Annotated in this window: 22 protein-coding genes and 1 pseudogene; 8 read left to right on the forward strand and 15 right to left on the reverse strand. The window is 36.4% G+C overall.

From position 1 onward, the window contains the following. Positions 1-135 precede the first annotated feature (135 nt). The 5 genes from EKM60_RS08620 to nagE form a co-directional block, all read right to left on the reverse strand. Complete coding sequence (locus tag EKM60_RS08620; RefSeq protein WP_125714480.1) at positions 136-528, reverse strand: DUF956 family protein; 393 nt, start codon at positions 526-528, stop codon at positions 136-138. Positions 529-637: 109 nt separating this feature from the next. After that, positions 638-1,549, reverse strand: a complete 912-nt coding sequence (locus EKM60_RS08625) for a PTS system mannose/fructose/sorbose family transporter subunit IID (protein ID WP_125714482.1) — start codon at positions 1,547-1,549, stop codon at positions 638-640. A 16-nt stretch (positions 1,550-1,565) separates the two neighbouring features. Then, positions 1,566-2,375 (reverse strand): PTS mannose/fructose/sorbose transporter subunit IIC, encoded by an 810-nt coding sequence (locus tag EKM60_RS08630; RefSeq protein ID WP_125714484.1) that lies wholly within the window; start codon positions 2,373-2,375, stop codon positions 1,566-1,568. Between the two features lie 36 nt (positions 2,376-2,411). Beyond that, positions 2,412-3,386: a mannose/fructose/sorbose PTS transporter subunit IIA gene (locus EKM60_RS08635; RefSeq protein ID WP_125714486.1), complete on the reverse strand. Its 975-nt coding sequence runs from the start codon at positions 3,384-3,386 to the stop codon at positions 2,412-2,414. Between the two features lie 727 nt (positions 3,387-4,113). Then, positions 4,114-6,099, reverse strand: a complete 1,986-nt coding sequence (nagE, locus tag EKM60_RS08640; protein ID WP_125714488.1) for an N-acetylglucosamine-specific PTS transporter subunit IIBC — start codon at positions 6,097-6,099, stop codon at positions 4,114-4,116. Between the two features lie 415 nt (positions 6,100-6,514). On the opposite strand from nagE, the gene EKM60_RS08645 reads away from it, so the two are divergent. Beyond that, a complete protein-coding gene (locus EKM60_RS08645; protein ID WP_191988855.1) occupies positions 6,515-9,154 on the forward strand; it encodes an HAD-IC family P-type ATPase in 2,640 nt (879 codons plus the stop codon). Between the two features lie 42 nt (positions 9,155-9,196). On the opposite strand, the gene EKM60_RS08650 is transcribed toward EKM60_RS08645, so the two are convergent. Further along, a complete protein-coding gene (locus EKM60_RS08650) occupies positions 9,197-9,928 on the reverse strand; it encodes a winged helix-turn-helix transcriptional regulator (protein ID WP_125714492.1) in 732 nt (243 codons plus the stop codon). Positions 9,929-10,179: 251 nt separating this feature from the next. Between EKM60_RS08650 and EKM60_RS08655 the strand changes: the two genes are divergently transcribed. The 4 genes from EKM60_RS08655 to pstB all read left to right on the forward strand — a co-directional run bounded on the left by EKM60_RS08655 (position 10,180) and on the right by pstB (position 13,754). After that, entirely contained in the window at positions 10,180-11,070 is an 891-nt protein-coding gene (locus tag EKM60_RS08655; protein ID WP_125714494.1) for a phosphate ABC transporter substrate-binding protein PstS family protein, read from the forward strand. Between the two features lie 72 nt (positions 11,071-11,142). Beyond that, positions 11,143-12,072 (forward strand): phosphate ABC transporter permease subunit PstC, encoded by a 930-nt coding sequence (gene pstC / locus EKM60_RS08660; protein ID WP_125676325.1) that lies wholly within the window; start codon positions 11,143-11,145, stop codon positions 12,070-12,072. Beyond that, a complete protein-coding gene (gene pstA / locus EKM60_RS08665) occupies positions 12,062-12,949 on the forward strand; it encodes a phosphate ABC transporter permease PstA (protein ID WP_125714496.1) in 888 nt (295 codons plus the stop codon). The genes pstC and pstA overlap by 11 nt, the downstream gene beginning before the upstream one ends. A 10-nt stretch (positions 12,950-12,959) precedes the next feature. Next, complete coding sequence (gene pstB, locus EKM60_RS08670; protein ID WP_125714498.1) at positions 12,960-13,754, forward strand: phosphate ABC transporter ATP-binding protein PstB; 795 nt, start codon at positions 12,960-12,962, stop codon at positions 13,752-13,754. A 41-nt stretch (positions 13,755-13,795) separates the two neighbouring features. On the opposite strand, the gene EKM60_RS08675 is transcribed toward pstB, so the two are convergent. Next, on the reverse strand, positions 13,796-15,556 hold the full coding sequence (locus EKM60_RS08675) for a thiamine pyrophosphate-binding protein (RefSeq protein ID WP_125714500.1): 1,761 nt from the start codon (positions 15,554-15,556) through the stop codon (positions 13,796-13,798). Positions 15,557-15,786: 230 nt separating this feature from the next. Between EKM60_RS08675 and EKM60_RS08680 the strand changes: the two genes are divergently transcribed. Then, positions 15,787-17,196 carry an amino acid permease gene (locus tag EKM60_RS08680; protein ID WP_125714502.1) on the forward strand — a complete coding sequence of 470 codons (1,410 nt, stop codon included), beginning with the start codon at positions 15,787-15,789 and terminating at the stop codon, positions 17,194-17,196. Between the two features lie 15 nt (positions 17,197-17,211). On the opposite strand, the gene EKM60_RS08685 is transcribed toward EKM60_RS08680, so the two are convergent. The 6 genes from EKM60_RS08685 to EKM60_RS08710 form a co-directional block, all read right to left on the reverse strand. Further along, positions 17,212-17,538, reverse strand: coding sequence for a hypothetical protein (locus EKM60_RS08685; protein WP_125714504.1), 327 nt, complete (start codon positions 17,536-17,538; stop codon positions 17,212-17,214). A 36-nt stretch (positions 17,539-17,574) separates the two neighbouring features. After that, positions 17,575-17,907 carry a hypothetical protein gene (locus tag EKM60_RS08690; RefSeq protein WP_125714506.1) on the reverse strand — a complete coding sequence of 111 codons (333 nt, stop codon included), beginning with the start codon at positions 17,905-17,907 and terminating at the stop codon, positions 17,575-17,577. A 105-nt stretch (positions 17,908-18,012) separates the two neighbouring features. Further along, positions 18,013-18,258, reverse strand: a complete 246-nt coding sequence (locus EKM60_RS08695) for a hypothetical protein (RefSeq protein ID WP_125714508.1) — start codon at positions 18,256-18,258, stop codon at positions 18,013-18,015. Positions 18,259-18,320: 62 nt separating this feature from the next. After that, positions 18,321-18,911: a hypothetical protein gene (locus EKM60_RS08700; RefSeq protein ID WP_125714510.1), complete on the reverse strand. Its 591-nt coding sequence runs from the start codon at positions 18,909-18,911 to the stop codon at positions 18,321-18,323. Between the two features lie 26 nt (positions 18,912-18,937). Next, positions 18,938-19,240, reverse strand: a complete 303-nt coding sequence (locus EKM60_RS08705; RefSeq protein ID WP_225427032.1) for a PadR family transcriptional regulator — start codon at positions 19,238-19,240, stop codon at positions 18,938-18,940. 72 nt (positions 19,241-19,312) lie between these two features. Then, positions 19,313-19,897, reverse strand: coding sequence for an undecaprenyl-diphosphatase (locus EKM60_RS08710; RefSeq protein ID WP_164508373.1), 585 nt, complete (start codon positions 19,895-19,897; stop codon positions 19,313-19,315). Positions 19,898-20,051: 154 nt separating this feature from the next. Between EKM60_RS08710 and EKM60_RS08715 the strand changes: the two genes are divergently transcribed. Both EKM60_RS08715 and EKM60_RS08720 read left to right on the forward strand, forming a co-directional pair. After that, positions 20,052-20,396, forward strand: a complete 345-nt coding sequence (locus tag EKM60_RS08715) for an alcohol dehydrogenase catalytic domain-containing protein (RefSeq protein WP_125714517.1) — start codon at positions 20,052-20,054, stop codon at positions 20,394-20,396. Positions 20,397-20,438: 42 nt separating this feature from the next. Beyond that, a complete protein-coding gene (locus tag EKM60_RS08720; protein ID WP_164508374.1) occupies positions 20,439-21,038 on the forward strand; it encodes a zinc-binding dehydrogenase in 600 nt (199 codons plus the stop codon). Positions 21,039-21,082: 44 nt separating this feature from the next. On the opposite strand, the gene EKM60_RS08725 is transcribed toward EKM60_RS08720, so the two are convergent. Both EKM60_RS08725 and EKM60_RS08730 read right to left on the reverse strand, forming a co-directional pair. Next, positions 21,083-22,042 carry a sugar kinase gene (locus tag EKM60_RS08725; RefSeq protein WP_125714521.1) on the reverse strand — a complete coding sequence of 320 codons (960 nt, stop codon included), beginning with the start codon at positions 22,040-22,042 and terminating at the stop codon, positions 21,083-21,085. Between the two features lie 54 nt (positions 22,043-22,096). Then, positions 22,097-22,267 (reverse strand): annotated as a pseudogene (locus tag EKM60_RS08730) (5-deoxy-glucuronate isomerase); the annotation flags it as partial.

A 22,267-nucleotide genomic window follows, 5' to 3' on the forward strand; every position in this document is an offset into this window, starting at 1 on the left:
TGGAACGCGTTTCATAACTTAAAATAAAGCTTGTAAGGTAATCGAGTTACTTACACCCTTCTTATTCAAATGACCATTCAAATTGGTCCAAAATAAAAAACGTCTATCGAATAAAAATTGATAGACGTTTTTCTATTATTTCTTCTTGTTTTTCTTTTTACGTGTGAAAAGATTCTTAACACCACGTTTAACAACATCATTGAAACTTAGCGATTGGACAATGTCTTTCGGTGCAATGTACTTTCTGATGGTTCTAAGAACCTTTTTAGGATCTTTGGAAGAGAATGCATACATTCCGTTTTTCTTTGTTTTCAAAGCATAGCGAGGTATCCATTTACCCTTAAAAACTATGGAAACAATAACCTTGTCGACTTCTTTCCAGGGAATTTGAATATAATTTTTAGCGTCTCTATCACTATAAAATTCAAATCCTCTGTCACCGACCATGATCTTGCCGTACTCCGACATACCAACGTGTGAAGTACCATCTATGACAAGATCAGACTTTGTATTGATTGACTGGACCATTTGATTTACTCCATTCTTTCTCTAATTAATTGTCATTATACACCTATGAATTTTTTGGTAAAAAAAAAGATGAACTCCAAAGAGTCCATCCAATTTATTAACCCAATTATTACATAACGTGGAGTACGTGTAGGATAACACCGACAACGAACAAACCAAGAATGATAATGATTGGTGAAACTTTCTTCTTTAGTAACCACATACATAAGAATGTTAGTAGTAAAGCAGCTAAACCAGGTACTAAACTATCTAAGTTATCTTGTAATGTTGTAACTTTATGTGCAGTCAATGATAGACCTGCTTTTTGTTGGATCAATGCTTCTTTGACACCTTGTGCACCTGCTGGTAAATGAGCCCAGTCGATGAAGGCACCTTTGTCAAGTTTAACTGATGAAACAGTCGGTGTGAACTTAACAACAACCCAACGGTTGATCAAGGACCCTAGGATAAACATACCTAGAATTGAAGCACCTTTAGTAATGTCTTGTAGCAAACCACCAGACATATCTTCTGTGATCTTTGAACCGGCCTTGTAACCAAGTTCTTGTGTATACCACATGAATCCCATACGAATAGCATTCCATACAACGAAGTAAATGATTGGTCCTAAGATATTACCTGTCATAGCAAGTGATGCTGCTAGAGCACCAACGATAGGCTTAACAGTGAACCAGAACACTGGATCACCAATACCAGCTAGAGGACCCATCATACCAACTTTAACACCTTGGATAGCAACGTCGTCAACGGGTGCGCCGTTAGCACGTTCTTCTTCAAGGGCCATAGTAACACCTAAAATAGGTGAAGCTAAGTAAGGGTGAGTATTAAAGAATTCCAAGTGACGCTTCAATGCTGATGCGCGGTCTTCTTTAGTAGAATATAATTTTTTAAGTGCTGGGATCATTGAATATGCCCAACCACCGTTTTGCATACGTTCGTAGTTCCATGAACCTTGAATGAAGGTTGAACGCCACCAAACGGCTATACGATCTTTTTTAGATAACTTTAATTCTTCAGCCAATTTTTCTTCCTCCATCCTAGTAATTGTCTATTATATCGCCAACTGGATCACCGGTATTTGAACCACCGCCGTCATTTGATCCGCCGCCAGTTTTTTCAAGCTTAAGATAAATGAGTGCCATAGAAATACCAATAGTACCAAGTGCGATCAATGTAAGATCTGTAACAGTTGCTAGAACGAAACCAATAGCAAAGAATGGCCAAACTTCTTTAGAAGCCATCATGTTGATAACCATTGCGTAACCAACAGCAACAACCATACCACCACCAACGGCAAGACCGTCAGTTAACCATGAAGGCATAGCATTTAGCATACCTCTAACAGGACCAGCACCGATTGCCAAGATCATAGCGGCAGGAATAGCGATACGGATACCTTGTAAACAGATAGCAACAATTTGCCAGAATTCAATTTTTCTAAAACTACCTTCTTCGGCAGCCTTATCCATAATATGAACAATACCAGTTGTAATTGTACGAACAATGATTGTTAGTAACAAACCGGCAACAGCCAATGGAACAGCGATAGCGATAGCAGATGAAACACCTTTTCTACCTTCGCCACCAAGAACAAGAATAATTGCGGAAGCAACAGATGCCAAAGCAGCATCAGGAGCAACAGCAGCACCAATGTTTGCCCAACCAAGAGCAATCATTTGTAGTGAACCACCTAAAATCAAACATGGTATTAGGTTACCTGTAACTAATCCGATTAATGTACAGGCGATAACTGGCTGGTGGAAGTGGAATTCATCCAAAATACCTTCCATACCAGCTAGAAATGATACTAAAACGACTAATATCATTTGAAAAATGTTCAAGTCCATGATTATTAATCCTCCAATTTTCCTCTGATAATTATTTTACTTTTTCTTGTTAAGCTCTTCTTGAGCCTTATTCAAGATTGAATCCATGTTGTCTTTTGAGTCAGCGGGAACTTTACGAACATCAAATTCTACGCCCTCTTTTTCAAGTTTCTTGAATGTATCAATGTCATCTTGGTCAAAAGCCAAAACCTTGTTAGGTTGAACTTTACCAGTTGAGTGGGCCATTGAACCAACATTGATTTCCTTCAAAGGAACTCCCCCCTCGACAGCACGTAATGCATCTTGTGGGTCTTCAAATAGTAACAATGCACGTTGACCACCGAAATGTTTGTCATCTTTGGCGATCTTGATCATTTGATCAACAGGAACAACGTGGGCTTTAACACCTGATGGAGCAGCTTGTTGGATCAACTTTGTACGAAGTTCATCCTTAGCTACGGCATCAGAAACAACGATAATACGTGTTGGGTTTGTTGTTTTTGTCCAAGCAGTTGCAACTTGACCATGCAATAAACGTGAGTCAATACGTGCAAGAACATATTCAAATGATCCTGCTCTACCGGCACTACCAGTAGATTTAGCAGCTGCAGGTTTTGCAGCCTCTTTTGGTTGAAGTGCTTCAGGACGAACCTTAACACCTTCTTTTGCTGTTTCAATAATATGAGCAGCAATTTCGTGCGCGCTGTCCATAGACATGCGTGATGCATATGCTTCGATCAACATAGGTAAATTCAAGCCGGCAACAATTGCCCACTTGTCTTTATGTGCTTCAAACAAGTTATTAACTTGGTTGAAAGGTGTACCACCCCAAAGATCGACTAAGAATAATACTTCGTCTTGGTCATCGAAAGATGCAATTGCAGCTTCCAGATTAGCTTTTAAGTCGTCTGGGCCTTGACTAGGCATAAGTGTAACGGCTTTGACGTTTTCTTGCTCTCCAAAGATCATTGATCCGGATTGCAATATACCGTCGGCAAACTTACCATGACTAGCAATGATAATCCCTACCATCTTTAATCCTCCTTATGAATTAGTGACTAAAGCGCTTACTTAAACTAAACAATGATAGTCCCTTGATAAAAATTAAAATGGAATAATTTCGTAATAAGGCACTTTAATCGAGCTCACCCTTCTTTGTGAACCCTTACATAATATCATTTTTTCTGAAAAAAAACACCTTTTTATATAAAAAAATATAAAACGTAATGAATCTTTAAGGTTTTTTAAATTTTCTTTTTTTGATAAAGCGATAATAATTATCATCTAAAAAGGCTCTAAATCAAGCTATCACTTACGCACCAGTGGTTTAGACCAATGATGTACCAAGGGATTGACGGTTTTTTATATAAATTGCACAGATAATGAAAGCGAATTCATTTGCTACTTTTTTCATAGTATTTCTAATTTCTACCTATTGGATTAAAGTCTTTTCAGGCTATTAATTTATTCAGCCCTTGCCAACTTCATTATTTCAATATGGTCAATTAAATAAAGCCAGTCCTACAGTGTTTATCTTGTAATTACATTTTAAGCTTTTCACCCCCACTTGCTGAAACTCAAGCGTCACAGTAAAATCAACTAAAGTTAAGAAATAGTCTTCACTAGCCTGATTCAATGACGTTTGGTTTTGTAATATCTTTATATCATAAAATAATCAGACAAGTTTGCCACGTTTTTTGATTATTTAATTACAGTAAAAAGGCCCCAATCGATATTTTCGATTAAGGTCTTTTGCTATTTACTTAGTAGTGATTTTTACGACATCGTCGTCTTTGGTAACTTGTCGATCTAAATTTTTAAATTTCATCATGGAGACAACTGACATATTAGTAACAATAACCATCATGTCAGTTTTCTTTCCTGCTGCAATTATGGCATCAAGATCAACTGATGCTAGTAGATCACCATGACGAACCGCTTGTCCATCAGTTACTTTAACATCAAATGGTTCACCCTTTAATTGCACAGTATCGATTCCCATGTGCAAAAGGACTTCCAAACCATCTTCAGTTTTGATTCCCATTGCATGTTTAGTTGGGAAAATGGTTGTGATCGTTCCATCGACTGGTGAAACTATTTGTCCATCAGTTGGAACAACTGCATATCCATCCCCTAACATTTTTTGTGAGAATGTATCATCTGGAACTTGTTCAATATCTTCAAGTTTTCCATTAGCTACACTATAGAAGGTTTCTGTTCCTGATTTAACATCAGAAACTGGTTCTTCTTTAGCTGGTTCAGACTTTTCTTCTGATTCTGTAGTTGATTTAGCCTTAGTCAAAGGTGTTTTTGCATCATATAATTTTGTTAATGCATCAGCTACGAATTGTACTTCTGTTCCTATAATAATTTGAATGTTGTTCTTATCTAAAATATTAACTCCGGCAGCACCTGAAGTTTTAATAAGTGATTGATCTGCTTTATCAGTATCAAATAATTGTAAACGTAAACGCGTTGTACAATTATCGATTACTTTAATGTTCTCATATCCACCAATTCCAGCATAAACTTTCTTAGCTACAAGTGAATACTTATCGTCATTATCTGAAACTTCAACTTCATCAACAGCATCAGTATTTAAAGGTTCACGTCCCGGTGTCATTAAATTGAATTTCTTAATAGCAAAATTAAATCCGAAGTAGTAAATAACTGCCATAAATATTCCTTGCACTAGTAACATCAAAGGCATGTTGGCAATCGGCATATGAATACTCAATAAGTAATCGACCAAACCTGCACTAAATGTAAATCCGGCTGTCCAATGCATAAAAGCAGCAACGCCAAGTGAAAGTCCTACAAAGACTGCATGTAGAACATATAGTGGCCATGCCACAAACATAAATGAAAACTCTAATGGCTCAGTAACACCCGTAAAGAATGAAGCAAAGGCTCCGGCCATCATCAATCCGGCTGTCTCCTTTTTACGTTCTGGTAAAGCATTACGATAAATTGCATATGCACCAGCTGGTAATCCAAACATCATAACTGGGAAAAATCCAGCTTGATACATTCCGGTAACACCTTTAACACCCTTGTTAGCCCAGAAATTACCAATATCATTGATACCAGCGACATTGAACCAGAAGACTTGATTAAGTGCTTGATGTAATCCAGTTGGGATCAGCAATCTATTGAAGAAACCATATAATCCAGCACCAACGGCACCTAAATTAATAAAGAACTTACCAAAGTTTACGAGTGCATCATAGATAGTTGGCCAGGCAAACAATAATACTGCACTTACTAATAACATAACTAATGAAGCTATAATCGGTACTAATCTTTTTCCACTAAAGAATGAAAGTGCCATTGGCAACTTAGTTTCATGGAAACGATTATACAAAGCACCAGCAGATAGACCAGCAATGATACCTACTAGTACATTACCAGAGACAAAGTTAAATGCTGGATCAACTGATTTAACACTTATACCCATCAACAATGAAACATTAGCTGGAGTTAAAATTCCAACTGGAATAATGTAGGCAACCAAACCTGCTAAAGCAGCTGCTCCATCTTTATCCTTGGACATCCCAAAAGCCAATCCAACCGCAAATAATAGTGCGATTTGATTAAGTATCGCAACACCTCCAGCCTGCATAAACTGAGCAAGACCCCAGCTTTGTGGCATTAAGTGTCCGATACCCTGTAAAAGAGCTGCGGCAGGAAGTACCGCAACGGGTAGTTGCAATGAACGCCCCATTTTTTGAAGATATGTTTTCATTTTCCTATTTTCCCCTTACAAAAAACATTTTATATCAATGAAACCAATAATAATGGTCTACCTGTTACTTTGCAAGTACAAATTCTTTATATCAGTTAATGTAAGTGGAGTATAGGCTTTCATAATCTAGATAAATAATCTGATTACAATAATTGGTATATTCCAAAAATCATATTAAACATAAATCAATATCTCCATATTTGTCATGTATAATAATTAGAATCTAATCAATATATTAAAATTGACATAATAGATAAAACCTGTTATTTTATTATTAACATATTTTAAGGAGTGAATTGAAACTGAAGGCTAATACCGACACTGTCATCATTAAAAGTTAATCACGTTTGTTTGCGGCGCACTGCTATATATTAAAGCAGCCGTCTTTTTTTTACACAAAAAACAGGAGATGAAAATGGATAAAAAATATTATCAAAAAAATTTGGAAGAATTACAAAAACAAACAAAACTTAAAGATTTCAAAGATGGCTTAACATCAAAAGACGCTAAAGCACGTCTTGAAAAATTTGGTCCCAATAAATTGGAATCAAAAAAAACACCTAAATGGAAAATCTTTTTCCGTCAATTTAAAAGTATGGTGATCTATGTCCTATTGGCTGCAACACTGATCACACTCTTGATGGGACATTATTCCGACTCAATAATCATCGGTATGGTGGTTATTATCAATGCCTTGATCGGTTACTACCAAGAAAATAACGCTTCAAATGCTTTAGAGAAGATCAAGGAAATGCTGTCCACTGATGCCACTGTCTATCGTGCTGGTGCCAGAAAAGACATCCCTGCTGAAGAAATCGTAGTTGGAGATGTAGTCTTCTTGGAAGCTGGTGACAATGTTCCGGCTGATCTTAGGATTGTCGACTCAGATAACTTACGCATTCAAGAATCGGCTTTAACTGGTGAGGCAAACTCGGTCGAAAAAACTACTGATGCCTTAACTGGTGACAAAGTGGCTTTAGCCGAACAGACTAATATGGCCTTTGCATCGACAGCCGTTACTAATGGTAGTGGCTCTGGTTTAGTTATTGCGACTGCTGAAGAAACAGAGATCGGTAAGATATCACAAGAAGTAAGCTCCGTTAAAAAACGTAAAACTCCATTGATTCAAGTTATTGACCGACTGGGTACCAACGTATCCTACTTTATTGTCTTTGCTTCAATCGTAATTTTCTTGATAGGTTTGTTCTTTGAAACCTATTCATTATCAGTTCTTACTTTGGCCGTTGTTTCAATGATGGTTGGTGCCATCCCCGAAGGTTTGCCTGCTACGACCTCAGTTATTTTGGCAAAAGGTGTTAGCGATATGGCCAAGAATCACAACACTATTGTCAAAACTTTACCCGCAGTTGAAACATTGGGTTCTGTTGACGTTGTGGCTACAGATAAAACTGGTACTTTAACAAAAAATGAAATGACCGTTACAGATATTTTGATTGATGATAAAACTTATTCTGTATCGGGAACCGGTTATGAACCAACCGGCCAAATTAACTTAAATAACCAAAAGGCAGAAATTGATCCTAAACTAAAGCTGTTTTTAGAGGCTGGATTCCAGGCTAATGATACTGACTTACTATATGAAGATAATAAGTGGATCATTAATGGCGAGCCAACTGATGGGGCCTTCTTAACCCTCTATCAAAAAGCTCTCGGAACAGTTAACGATTATACAGAATTGGATATTTTACCATTCGATTCTGACTACCGATACATGGCAAAATTAGTTAAGGATAGCTCTGGTAAAAAATTCTTATTTGCCAAAGGTTCTCCAGATAAATTGTTAAAAATGACTAATGATAAAAACTTCGACTACGATTATTGGTTAGATAAAGTCTCTACTTACTCAGCTCAAGGTAAACGTGTCATAGCAGTTAGCTATGAAGAAGTACCTGAAAATATCAATGAGATAACTCACGAGCAGATCACAAATGGTATGAATTTCTTAGGACTTGCTGCCATTATCGATCCACCTCGAGAAGAAGTCATCGATGCGCTAAAGGTAATGAACGACGCTGGTGTTCAAGTTAAAATGATCACTGGTGACAGCGCTATTACTGCCAAAGCAATCGGTGAACAATTAGGTTTATCTGACGAAATAAATGCTATTACTGGTCTTGAATGGGATCAACTGACCGATGAAGAAAAAATTCAGGCAGCTGATAGTAATCAAGTCTTCGCCAGAACTACTCCTAGTAACAAGCTTGAAATTATTGATGCTCTACAAAAGAACAATAAAGTCACTGCTATGACTGGTGATGGTGTCAATGATGCACCTGCTCTTAAAAAATCAGATATTGGTGTAGCTATGGGTATCAAAGGTACTGATGTAGCTAAAGATTCAGCCGATATGGTTTTAACAGATGATAACTTTGCTACTATGTCCACAGCCATTAAAGAAGGTCGAAGAATCTTTGATAACATTAAGAAAAGTATTCTTTACCTCTTACCTATCTCCTTCTCTGAAGGTTTGATCGTAGCGTACGCTGTTCTTACTAAGAGTGAAATACCTCTTCATCCAACACAATTGCTTTGGATCAATATGGTCTCAGCGATTACGATTCAATTTGCTTTAATTTTTGAACCAGCAGAAGAAGGTATCATGAAGCGAGCTCCTCGAAAGACCGGTGCCAAATTCATGAACAAACACGATATTTTCCAAATGGCTTACGTGGCTATCTTGATTTCTGGTGTCAGTCTGATCGTTGACGCATATCTTAACGCTCAAGGCGTTGGTGAAGTCATCTCAAGTACAACCATGGTCAACGTCTTAGTTATTGGTAAAATATTCTACCTATTCAATATTAGAACTAAAAAGCTTGCTTTCTCTAGAGACTTTTTCTCTAATTCCAAGGCATTCCTATTTATTGGATTGATGATAATCCTACAGTTAATTTTAACTTATGTACCATTCATGCAAGGTGTCTTCTACACTGGCAATATTGGACTAAAAGAATGGGGATTTGCCGTAATCGGTGGATTCATCGTTCTGATAGTTGCCGAAATCGATAAAATGATCCGCATGAAGTTAAACTAATTTTGAGTATTTAAAAAGCCAAGTCGCTAGACTTGGCTTTTTTTAATTTCCCGAAACTAATGGATAATCATTATCTAAAATATATCCGAATCCTCGAACTGTTTTGATCCATGTTGGTGACTGCGGATTTTCTTCTAGTTTATCTCGCAAGTGACTAATATGAATATCAATTGTTCGTGTCGATCCGGCAGCATCATAACCCCAGACGCCCTCAAGTAACTGATCACGACTGAGTACTTGGCCTCGATGCTGCATTAAATACCAAAACAAACTAAATTCCTTGGGAGTTAACCCAATATCATTTCCCTCATGTATAACACGATAATGTTTGAAATCAACTGACAAGTCATCGCATTTGATCAACTTATCATTCTTTAACTCTGGTTGCTCTGGCTTATCATTACGAAGTTTATCGTATAACCAGAAGAGTTGACGTATTTTGGCTATAAATTCCGTAAAATCAAATTTCTCTAGGAAATATGCATCGATCTTCAAATCATACAAGATCTCTTTTTCTTTCTTGTCATGCTTCTTTGCTATTACAACTATTGGTCCTGTTATCTTGTTACGTAAAGTTTTAACAGTTTCAATTGTTGACGATATATCTATTGTAGATAAATCTATGATCAATCCAGCAACATCATTTTCATTTACAATTTCAATTGCTTTCTCGTGGTCCATTACATTGTGTACAAACCAATTTTGACCATTACAATAGCGGTTAATTTCTAAGAACAAAGGCAATCTGTTGCTTAACAATATCAACGGTCGCATCCAATACTTCCTTCCAGCATTCATAATTAGCTATGGCCAGCCAAGTAAATTGATTATAACAGCATAATTTCATTTAGGTCACCTGATAAGCGTAAATTATCCATTGTATTTTTATATATGCTAATACAACAAGATAAATACAAAATTTACTCTTTCTTTACAATAAATAGACAAAAATAATATAAGTTTAAGTTACTTTATAAGAGCTTGATAACAGAGCAATAATATATTTTTTGTTAAGGGGTTTCTTTATGAAAAAGAAAACAATTATTTCATCATTACTTGCGCTAGGCGCTTTAATGGCGATCACGACTGGATGTAGCAATAGTTCAAGTGCTACTAAATCATCTTCATCTGAAGTATCAGGTAAGATCACAGCCGTTGGATCGACTGCACTTCAACCATTAGTTGAAAAAGCTGCCGGTGATTTCCAAAAGGATAACAGCAAGATCAATATTACTGTTCAAGGTGGAGGTTCTGGTACAGGACTTAGCCAAGTTCAAGATGGATCAGTTAAGGTCGGTAACTCAGATATCTTTGCCGAACAAAAAGATGGTATCGACGCTAAGAAACTTGTTGACCATAAAGTTGCCGTTGTTGGTATGGCACCAGTAGTTAATAAAGATGCCGGTGTTAAAAACGTTACTATGGATCAATTGAAACAAATCTTTACTGGCAAGATCACTAACTGGAAAGATCTTGGTGGAAAAGACGAAAAGATCACCGTTGTTAACCGTGCTGAAGGTAGTGGTACAAGAGCTACATTCGAATCAGCTGTATTAGGTGGGGAAAAAGCCGTTAAGTCACAAGAACAAGACTCAAACGGTACTGTTCAAAAAATCGTTTCTACAACACCAGGTGCTATTAGTTACCTAGCCTTCTCATATATCAACGACAAGGTTGAAGCACTATCGATCGACGACGTTAAACCAACAGACGATAACGTTGCTGATAACAAATGGAAAATCTGGTCATACGAACATATGTATACAAAGGGTGATCCTAAAGATGCAACAAAGAAATTTATCAACTATATGAAGTCTGATGATGTTCAAAAGAAACTTGTTAAAGACATGGGCTACATCAGTACAAATGATATGAAAGTACAAAAAGACGCAAAAGGAACTGTTACAGACAAATAATTAATTTAAAAAGAGCTTTGACTCCACAGTTAATTAGTCGAAGTTCTTTTTTTCTGTCCTCAGGAGGATTTCATGGACGATATTCAAACTAGATTACAAAAAAGTTCTCGAGCAACACGTCAGGACTACTTTGGGAAAGTTATTTGCTATTCATGCATTGGCTTGATCATTCTATTGGTTGCCTGCATTCTCTACTTTATTGCTTCTAAAGGTCTCGCGACTTTTACCAAAAACGGAGTAAACTTTTGGAATTTCTTAACCCAATCAGACTGGAAACCTGGTGATGTAGACAAATATGGTAATCCTCAAGTTGGGGCTTTGCCGATGATCGTTACTTCATTCAGCGTTACCATTTTAGCAGCTTTACTAGCTACGCCTTTTGCCATAGGAACGGCTATCTTCATGACTGAGATTGCCAACAAGCGAGGTGCAAAATTTTTGCAACCTGTTATTGAATTACTAGTCGGTATCCCTTCAGTTGTTTATGGTTTTATCGGACTATCATTGATCGTACCATTCATAAGAGGAATCTTTGGTGGAACAGGATTTGGGATTCTTTCAGGGACATTAGTTTTATTCGTTATGGTATTACCTACTATAACTTCATTGTCAGTTGACAGTCTTAAATCTGTCCCCATGCACTATCGCCAGGCATCCCTAGCATTAGGTGCCACTCGCTGGCAAACAATTTACAAAGTAATCCTAAAAGCTGCCGCTCCGGGACTACTTACTGCTGTTATCTTTGGTATGGCTCGCGCCTTTGGTGAAGCTTTAGCCGTTCAAATGGTTATCGGTAATGCAATCTTAATGCCAAAGAATTTAATTTCACCGGCTTCAACTTTAACTAGTAAATTAACAACAGAAATTGGAAACACAGTTATGGGAACCTTACCAAATAATGCGCTTTGGTCTCTTGCACTAGTTCTATTATTCATGTCACTATTATTCAACTTGATCGTTAGATTTATTGGAAGACGAGGTAACATCAAAAATGAACGCTAAAAAATCTGATAAACTCGCCACAGGAATGATCTATGGACTAGTCGGAATAGTCGTTGCCATTCTAGTTGCTCTACTTGGTTACATACTCTATAACGGAGTACCTGATATCAATTGGCATTTTCTGACATCAGAGGCACAATCATTTAGTGCTGGTGGTGGTGTTCGAGATCAGCTTTTCAATTCTCTTTACCTATTAGTATTAGCTCTAATAATTTCTTTCCCAATTGCTTTAGGTGCAGGTATCTACTTATCTGAATACGCTAAAGATAATTGGATAACTGACATTATTAGAACTTCGATCGAAGTTTTGAGTTCACTACCTTCAGTTGTTGTTGGATTATTCGGTTACTTATTACTAGTTATCCAGCTTAATCTAGGATTTTCAATCTTAGCTGGAGCAATTGCCTTAACATTCTTCAACTTGCCTTTGTTAACTAGAAATATTGAAGAATCTCTTCGTAGCGTTCCTGACCTTCAAAGAGAAGCTGGTACATCCCTAGGATTATCAGGTTGGAAAACCATCACCAAAATTATTTTACCAATGGCACTGCCAGGGATATTGACTGGATTGATCCTCTGCTCAGGAAGAATTTTCGGTGAAGCCGCCGCTTTGATTTATACGGCTGGTCAAAGTGCACCTAGCGTGGACTATGGAAATTGGAATCTATTCACTGAAACAAGCTTTCTTAATCCTATGCGCCCTGCTGAAACTTTAGCTGTTCACATTTGGAAAGTTAATACTGAGAGTGTTACTCCAGATTCCAGCGTTATTTCCAGTGCATCATCAGCTGTTTTGATCATCGTTATCTTGATCTTTAATCTGGGTGCCAGATATCTCGGTAACAAACTATTTAAGAAAATGACTGCCGCAAAGTGAGGATAACTGCTTGAAAACTTATGACTTTAATCAACAATACATCAGTAAAATAGAACAAGAAGTTGCACTTTCAACTGAGAATGTCCAAGTTCATTATGGTAAAAGCCATGCAATTTTTGACGCTAGCTTAGACTTTCCTCGTTTCCAGATCACTTCATTGATCGGAGCATCAGGTTCAGGAAAATCCACATACTTAAGATGTCTCAATCGAATGAACGATCGAATTGCTCAAGTCGACGGTAAAATTTTATATCGAAATACTGATATAAACTCCAAAAACATCAATGTTTATGAGGTTAGACGACACATCGGAATGGTATTTCAAAGACCAAATCCCTTTGCTAAGTCGATACGTGAGAATATTCTTTTTGCACTAAGGAATAACGGTATTAATGATAAAAAGGAACTTCAGGAACGCCTTGAAACTAGTTTGCGTGATGCCGCCCTCTGGGATGAAGTCAAAGATGACCTTGACAAGAGTGCCTTAGCATTATCCGGTGGTCAGCAGCAACGTCTCTGTATTGCTCGTTCAATTGCCATGCATCCTGATATCCTACTACTGGATGAACCGGCTAGTGCTCTAGATCCAATTTCAACTTCTAAAATAGAGGAAACCCTCAAATTACTTAGTAAAAATTATACGATAATTATCGTGACCCACAACATGCAACAGGCTTCACGAATCAGTGATTACACGGCCTTCTTTCACATGGGACATATAATTGAATATAATCAAACAAAAAACATTTTTACTGCTCCAGAAATCAAAGCCACTGAAGACTACATCTCCGGGGACTTTGGATAAAAAAAGATTGAATCCAAATGGATTCAATCTTTTTTTGTACTTTATTTATTGTCACCCTTAGATCTCAATAACTCACCTAATGATGGTTGTTCTGACACATCAATACCATACTTCTTAGAATATGCATCAACTGCATCTTGGCCATATAATTTTTCATCAAGTGGCATGAAAGCTGTAGCAACAGGATCATCTTGCTTAATCACAGCGTTAATAACGATTGGCTTATCATTGCCGTTTGCTTGTAATTTTTGAACTTTCTTAAATACTTCATCAACATCTTTGATTGATGAAACTGTGAAGCCAATTCCGCCTAAACCTTCTGCAACTTTGGCCCAGTCAGCACCAGTTAAATCTACACCATACAAATGTTGTTTAGTGGCAACTTGTTCATAATAGATGAAACCTAATCTTTCATTTGAGAATACAACATTAATTACTGGCAACTTGTAACGTGCTTCAGTGATTAAATCTGGTGCGACCATTGAGAATCCACCGTCACCAGAAAATGACCAGCTTTGGGCATCAGGAACACTCAATGCACCTGATAAACCTGCTGGCAAACCAAAGCCCATTGTGGCAAATAATCCTGACAAAGCAAAACGTTGGTTCTTGTTCATTGGTAATCCACGAACGCTCCATTCTGAAACGTTACCTGTATCCACACCAAAAGTATCATTGGGTCCAGCCATTTCTTTTACTTTGGCCATAACTGTTTCAGGATTCAAACCTTTACTATCATCTTTTGAAAGTTTAACTAGCCAATTATCCCAATTTCTCTTGTTTTCTTGGTTGGCTTTTAGCCAATCACCTGCTGGCACTGTATCACCCGTATCGATCAAGGCTTGCAAATAACTCTTAGCATCAGAAATAACTGCATAGTCAACATCAACCGTTTTACCAATGTCATAAGGATTATTGTTTACTTCAATGATCTTCAAACCCTTAGGCCAGAATCCGGCAAATGGAAATTCTGAACCAAGGAACAAAATAAGATCGGCATGTTGCAATGCTTCAAAGCCTGACTTGCTTCCTAAACGTCCAAAAGTACCAATAAAGTTAGGGTGGTCAGTACTAATAACTCCAGTTGCAGGAACAGTGTTCATAATTGGCAAATTGAATTGTTCTGCAAACTTTTCCAAAACATCTTTAGCACCTAGTAGTCCACGACCAGCATAAACTAATGGATGTTTAGCTTCTTTTAACATTTTTAAAGTATTTTCAACATCAGCTGCATTGATAACTTGTGAGAAATTATTTTCAACAACTTTTGGCGTCTTAGGTGAAACATAATCAATCTCTTTATTAGTTAAATCTTCGGGTAACGTAACAACAGCTACACCCTTTTGACGATAAGCTTCTCTGATTGCTTGATTAATAACATATGGAATTTGTTCTGCGGTTGTAACGGTACGATTATAAACCGATACATCCTCAAACATTGGTGTTTCATCCATTTCTTGGAAATAGTTAGTGTTCATAACTGTTTGCGGTACTTGACCCACTAAAGCTAAAACTGGAACATGATCCATTTTTGCATCATACAAACCATTGAACAAATGAGTTGCACCAGGACCGGCTGAACCAAATGTTACACCGATCTTTCCTGTGAACTTAGCGTCAGCCGATGCAGCAATAGCACCAACTTCCTCATGACGCACTTGGATATATTTAATATTATCTTTCTCTAAATACAATCCCTCAACGGTATGATTGATTGATCCCCCTGGAATACCATAGACTTGCTTTACTCCCCACTCTTCTAAAACTTTTACTAAAGCTTGTCCTGCGATCATTTTTGTCATAATTCCACTTTCTCTCTCTGAAATTAACGAGATATTTCTCGTTTGAAAACGAATACAATGATCATTTTTATTCTAATGAGGTACATTTGTCAACTATCTTTCCTCGGCGGTAGAAAAGTATTTATTCACTTTTACAAAATATTTTTTTCAATTATAGAAATTCATTATTCTGGAATAATAAATTATGAGGCCTTAAACTATCGGCAATAAAACAAAGGCGGTGTTGCTTCATGAATGTATTTGAAAAAAAAGACATTAATGAATTGCTTAATAGAACTTCCCCCTTGAAACGAACTCTCCATACATGGGATCTAACTTTTTTGGGGATCGGCGCTATCATCGGAACTGGTATTTTTGTTCTAACTGGCAAAGGTGCTTTAACGACCGGTCCCTCACTAGCATTATCCTTTTTACTCGCAGCTATCTGTTGTGGTTTTGCTGGATTATGCTATGCCGAGTTTGCTTCTATGGCACCCGTTGCCGGATCAGCCTATACATATTCCTATATTTCATTTGGTGAAATCATTGCATTTATTATAGGCTGGGATTTAATTTTGGAATATGCCTTAGGAGCTGCCACAGTTGCTGCTGGTTGGTCAGGTTATTTTGTCAATCTGATGAGTAATTTAGGGATTCATATTCCGAGTGCTTTAACTGCAGCTGCTGGGACTACTCCCGGTGTCAAAACTTACTTTAATCTTCCAGCATTTTTGATCGTAATTCTAATTACTTGCATCATTGCAATGGGTATCAATCAGACAAAACGTGTCAACGATACTATGGTTGTAATTAAATTAGCTGTTATTCTGTTATTTATTATTTGTACCGTTTGGTTCGTAAAACCTCAAAATTGGAAACCATTCACACCTTACGGAATTTACTCATTCCACAATGGTACAGCTTCAGGAGTAATTCCAGCAGCATCAATTGTCTTCTTCTCATTTATCGGATTTGATTCTGTATCTTCCAGCGCTGAAGAAACAGTCAACCCAAGTAAAACTCTTCCAAGAGGTATTCTCTACTCACTAGGAATTTCTACTGTTCTATATATCGTTATGACTTTGATCATGACTGGTGTCGTTAAATACACCGTTTTTGCAAAGTTCCTTGATGCACCAATTTTGGCAGTATTAAAAGCAACTGGTCAAACATGGTTGAGTATCATTGTCAGCATTGGAGCTATTCTAGGAATGACAACCGTAATCCTAGTGCAACTATATGGACAATCAAGAATCACTTACTCAATGTCTCGTGACGGACTATTTCCTAAGTTCTTTGGTGATGTCAGTTTACAACATCAAACACCTTATAAAGGTACATGGTTCTTCGGTATCATCACTGCCTTAGCCGCTGGTGTCGTTAACCTAAATATTCTATCTGAACTTGTTAATATTGGTACTCTAACCGCATTTATCCTTGTTTCAGCCGGTGTTCTTTGGATGAGACACAAGCATCCAGAAATCCATCGTGGATTCAGAGCACCATGGGTACCAGTTACACCAATCATTGCCATTCTCTTCTGTATCATGCTAGTAGTTGGATTAAACTGGGAAACATGGCTAAGATTTATCGTTTGGTTTGCTATCGGACTCTGTGTTTACTTCGGTTATTCATATAAACATTCTAAAATTAGAGCATAATAAAAAGCTGACGAATCAAATTTCGTCAGCTTTTTGCTTGTTCAAGATCATACCCCAGATAGCAGGTATTAAATATAACCAGTTACTGATCAAACCAATTGCAAATAAAACAACTGGCCAGTAAATATTTTTATGTAACTTTTTTATTGCAAATCCTACTACAACTTGAACAATAATAACTAATATCAAAATAATAATTGCCAAAATAGTTGATGCTGTGTCATACGGGATCGATGTTCTATATTTAGGATGGATCAGAGAAACTAAAGTGATACTTACTATACATAGATTAGTTAGCCATAAAGCGATCCAACCACTTATTTGTGCTTTACTATTGCCCATAATTTTTGCCCCAAATTTAGTTTACCATTCTATTAATTATTTAGTGTCACCTGATTTTTGATTTAATGACATACCCCAGATTGCCGAAACAACATAGAACCAATTGAAAAAGATTCCAATTATTAATAGTACGATCGACCAATAACTCTCATCATGCAGCCTTTTTATTGCCACACCTGCCATCCCTTGTATAAAAACCACAAAGAATATAAACATTCCCAATGCAAAACTAGCTGAAAGAAAATCATGTGGAATAATAGTCGGATCATTCGGATTTGTTGAAGATATAATTGTCACTGCAACTATCGCCAAATTATTGACCCAAAAAAATATCCAGCCAAATATCTGTGCACCACTTATTTTCCTCATATAATTTGCCCCCGTTATCAATAATAGAGTACCATGAATTAATAAATAATCCGATTGACGTTGTGGCAATAAAAAAAATCATATCTATTCGATATGATTTTTATACTAATTATTAAAAAATGATGTTAGGACTAGGAAGACTATCCCGCCGACAATGACACCAATTCCGACGATGAAAAAGTTCCACAGTCCCAAAAAACCACATACTATTAAGATTATTCCGATGATCGGATGTCGTAATAAAGCCGCTCCGGTCTTAATAAGTAGCCAAATAATAACTAAAATTGCTACTCCAATCGCTATCAACAAAGGTGCGCTACTAGCGGTGTTTGTCGCCATTAATGTGAGCATTCGACTCCTCCTTATTTAGACTAGATTATATCATTTAAATTATTAAAGTGTACTAATGACAACTATTTTCTGATCAGTATTTTATTCAGAATATTGTACATAAAAAATGACAAGTAGAATCCTAATGCATAACAGAGATTCGTAATTTCCAAGACGATAAAGAACTTATCTTGAAAGACTGAACTAAGGACACCTAACAAATAAATTACGCCAGTTATCGCTAAAAGAATTAAGCCTAACCCAAGCAAATATTTATGAATATGAACAAAGAAAATATCTTTCTCCGTTAATTCACCACGCTTGAATTGTTGAATAATATCTTTTATAGCCCGATTCTCATCATTCCCTAATTTCTTTTGGTCAGAAACATAGTCGATCATCATCGTCTCAATTTCATTTTTCTCATCTAACGATACTGATAGATCACTAATAAACTCTTCTATAGAATGATAGCTTTTATATAGTGGATTGATCCGCAAATGATCTATATAATTCAAAATCGACCAAAAAGCTGCCAGCATAATAGCAAACATATACCCGGCAACAAAGACTGACTCGGTTTTCGAAGGGTCAATAACTGTATCTAAATAGTAGCAAATAAAAAATAGTATCGCGGAAATCGCCAATATCGACTTATAGCTAATTTGTTTCATTGAAAAATACTCCATTTAATAACACCTCATATAAATCTTTTGACAATATCAGACAGATTATTAAAGTCCTTTTTTAACGATGTTAATTGTGATAAACCTTGATGAGTTATTTTATAGTATTTCCTCTTACCACCGTGAGACTGTTCACCCCAATATGATTCAATACATTCTTGCTTTTCTAATCGTTTCAACGCTAAGTACAGCGTTGCTTCTTGAATTTCAAAAGTTTCGCCTGATATATCAGTTATAACTTTAGATATTTGATAACCATAATTATCATTCTCTTTTAGAACTGATAGAATCAGTAAATCGATGGTTCCTTTTAACATCTCTTTATTCATCAGTTTGATTCCTCTATCTATATTCTCACTGACAATTCTACACAAGAAAAAATGTAATTACTATTCAAACCCTAATCTATTAGTGATTTTCTTTTCCATCCTATTATATTTATCAACAAATGAGTACATAATTTGTGAATTAATAAAAACTTGATACCAAATATTCCCCATTATTATGGCGATCATCATACCGGCCAATACATCTGACGGATAATGAACACCAACAAAGATCCTCGACAATGCTACTAATACTGCAATAACTAAATAATTATAGCGACTCCAAGTTTTTGTTATTAAAAATAAAATGATCATAAAGCTAAAGAAAATTATCGTGTGATCGCTAGGGTAACTATTCCCAACATTTTTAGGGATCAACTGATGGACATCATTCAGAACAGTAAAGGGCTGTGTGTGATAATACAATTTTCCAGCGATCAACTTACCAACCAATTCGGAACTAAATGCCGTCAGAATAGATATCAAAAGACCCACTCGATACTTATCATCATTACGTTTTTGAATCCATTTAAAAATCAAAAATATTGCTAACACATAAACAGAATAACGTGCCAAAAAAATTCCCATTGGATCAAGAATTTTAATACCGGCCAAATTATTAATGGATCTGAAAATAAAAATATCCATTGTGTTCATTAAATTACCTCTACTAAATATTATTGAGTACTTTATTACTAAATAATATAAAGTAATCTAATAAATAAAACAAGTTTTTATTTACTACCTTATCTTAAATAAATAAATATTGTGACATAATATTATTAAAGAGAGGTATCTAATCATGAAGGCACTGACCATTCAAAAGAATTCTGAAAAAGGCATCAACAAAATTAAATTAACTGATATGCCATTACCAAATATCAATGGAAACGAAGTTTTAGTTAAAATTCATGCTGTAGCTTTAAATCCTGTCGACTATAAACTTGCCGAAGGTCACAATCCTAAATGGAGATACCCACATATTCTAGGATTAGATGGAGCCGGTGAAATTTTTAAAGTTGGAGTTGATAATCCCAAGAATTTTAAAATTGGAGAACGCGTCTTCTTTCATGGTGATCTATGTGTAGATGGCACATTCGCAGAATTCGCCAAGGCAAAATCAAATATCATTACAAGAATTCCGTAAAATGTATCGTTTGAATCTGCTGCGGCTATACTTTGTAGTGGTTTGACTGCCTATCAGGCGATATATCGAAAACTAAGCTTGGCCAGAAAAAAGAATATCTTGATTCATGCTGGTGCCGGCGGTGTCGGCGGTATGGATATTCAACTAGCAAAGCATTCAGGATTGACCGTTATAACGACAGTATCAAAACATAAAATTGAATTTGCAAAAAAGTTGGGTGCCGACTATGTTATTGATTATCATAGTGAGAATATTGATCAAGTGATAAATAAGGTTACAAATAACCTTGGTGTTGACCTAATTATCAACCCCGTCGGTGGATCGACCGTACAAGATGATCTAAATCGTCTGGCTTACAATGGCGGATTAGTTACCATCTTAAATACTCCCGATGTAAGTAACTATGATCTACGTTCTAAAGGTCAAAGTATCTTAACCTTGAATCTCGGAGGCGTACACCAAAGCAATAACGAATCTCAATTAAATGATATTGGCATCATGGAAGACGAACTAGTTAAACTGGTTTCTAACAATATTATTGATCCAATGGTTTCTGAAGTTATTGATTTTCAAGATATTCCCAAAGGATTAGAAAAATTAAAACAACATAGTCTAGTAGGAAAAATAATTGCCACCATATAAAAAGATGACCATTTTGATAAATCTCAAAATAGTCATCTTTTTATTTATTCTGTTACGCTCTCTTTTTCGTAGAAAGCTTTTAATTCATCTGGAGTTGGATAACCGTCATTATCACCAGGCGTTTGAACTTGTAACGCTCCAACGGCATTACCACGTAGAACTGCTGATTTCAAGGGTTTCCCTTCGAGCAAAGCACTTATAACGCCTAAGGCAAATCCATCACCAGCACCGACAGTATCAACAACATGATCAACTTTGAAACCACGAACAGTAAATGTTTCACCATCCTTATTTTTAACAAAGGCACCATCTGGACCAACTTTAACAATGACTGTTTCCGTTTGTTCACCTTTAAGATAAAAATCAGCGATTTCTTCAGGATCTGAGCTACCCATCAAAATTTTTCCTTCATTAATACCAGGAAGCACAATATTAGCCATTCCAGCTAAATCATTGATTGTCTCACGCATAACATCCTCACTAGCCCATAATTGTGGACGCAAGTTTGGATCAAAAGTTGTTTTTACGTTATTATCGATCAATTTCTTAAATAACTTTCTAAATGTATCTTCGGCAGTGGCTGAGATTGCTGGGAAAATACCTGACATATGTGCAAACTTAACATCACTTAAATCAATTTTATCTACAACGTCAGCATTCAAATATGATGCGGCTGAATTTTTACGGTAATTATAAGTATCAGGATCTCCGCTAGATACTAATTGTTTAATTTGATGTCCTGTCCAATGTTCATTGTCTTCGAGAATATAGTCAGTTCCGACATTATGACCATTAATTTCTTTTTTAACATATTTACCAAATGGATCATCTCCAACTTGAGAAATATATTGAACTGAATGTCCTAAACGACTAATACCAATAGAAACATTTAATTCTGCTCCACCAAGAAGACGTTGGAAAGTTTTAACATCTTCTAATTTTTTATCCATATCTTTTGAAGCCAAGATAACTAATGGTTCTCCAATTGTAATTACTTCACTCATGCTTACCCTCTCCTTATAAAAAAAGGGGCGTCCCAAGGACTCCCTTTTAATGTCTTATCTTAATTCGTCCATTGCAACTGCATCCATATCGTCATATGTTTGGTTCTCACCACACATTGCCCAGATAAATGCATAATTTGTTGTACCAACACCACAGTGAATTGACCAACTTGGATTAATTACTGCTTGTTCTTGTGACATTACAATATGATTTGATTCGTCTGG

Origin of the sequence: Companilactobacillus kedongensis (assembly GCF_003946625.1) — a bacterium.
Taxonomy (GTDB): domain Bacteria; phylum Bacillota; class Bacilli; order Lactobacillales; family Lactobacillaceae; genus Companilactobacillus; species Companilactobacillus kedongensis.